2 protein-coding genes are annotated in these 994 nt (G+C 67.9%); both read right to left on the reverse strand.

Annotated elements, in window-relative coordinates; all coding sequences use genetic code 11:
- On the reverse strand, positions 1 to 382 hold a 382-nt coding region (locus EOA49_RS32130), incomplete at its 3' end, for an FAD-dependent oxidoreductase (protein ID WP_127243609.1).
- Positions 379 to 994, reverse strand: a 616-nt coding sequence (locus tag EOA49_RS32135) for an LLM class flavin-dependent oxidoreductase (protein ID WP_127243610.1), incomplete at its 5' end; no start/stop codon positions are given. The genes EOA49_RS32130 and EOA49_RS32135, both read right to left, overlap by 4 nt.

Consider the following 994-nt stretch of genomic DNA (forward strand, 5'->3'; position numbering starts at 1 on the left):
CATGGCGGATCGCTCCGGTCTCGATATATGGCCCCAGATGCTCGGCAACGTAGCGGCCGAAGACCTGGCGCCTGGGAAAGATGTCGCCGTTGCTCCATACCGCATCCGGGTCGCGCTCGGCCTCGCCGTCATGCGCCAGCCAGCGCCAAAAATGCTCCGGCTCGTCCGGCGACAGGCTCATCCTGGAAGCGGGCACGTTGACGCGATGCGACGGCTCCTCGCTGGAATAGGCCAGCCCGCCGCCCAGGAACGCGCGCGGCTCGATAACAGTGATCAATGGCCGCGACGACTGGCGCGCCAGGTGCCAGGCCACGGCCGCGCCGGTGAAGCCGCCGCCGAGAATGACGACATGGTGGCGTGGCCGAGGCGGTAGCGCGTTCACGAGGCGCTGGCGAGCGATTTCGGACGATGGTCGCCGGCGATGGTCTCGCCGAACGGACCCGTGTTGACGGATGAGCCGGTTGCCTTGACCGGATGCTCGGTGGGCAAATGCGGCAGCACCAGTTCGCCGAAGCGATAGGCTTCTTCCAGATGCGGGTAGCCGGACAGGATGAAAGTATCGATGCCGAGACGCCGGTATTCGTCGATGCGCTCGGCAATCGTGGCTGGATCCCCGACCAGCGCCGTGCCGGCGCCGCCGCGCACCAGGCCAACGCCGGCCCACAGGTTCGGGGCGATCTCGAGCTTCGAGCGGTCGCCGCCATGCAGCGCGCTCATGCGCGCCTGGCCGACCGAATCCATGCGGGCGAACACCTTCTGCGCCGAGGCGATGGTGGGATCGTCGAGCCGGCTGATCAGCCTGTCGGCCGCTGCCCAGGCTTCCTCGGTGGTTTCGCGTGCAATGACGTGCAGGCGGATGCCGAAGGAGAGCTTGCGGCCCGCCTTCTCAGCGAGCTCGCGCACGCCGTCGAGCTTGCGCTCGACATCGGCCGGCGGTTCGCCCCAGGTCAGGTATTTGTCGATCTCCTGCGCCGCCACGGTCGATCCCGCATCG

The organism is Mesorhizobium sp. M1A.F.Ca.IN.020.04.1.1 (assembly GCF_003997315.1).
GTDB lineage: Bacteria > Pseudomonadota > Alphaproteobacteria > Rhizobiales > Rhizobiaceae > Mesorhizobium.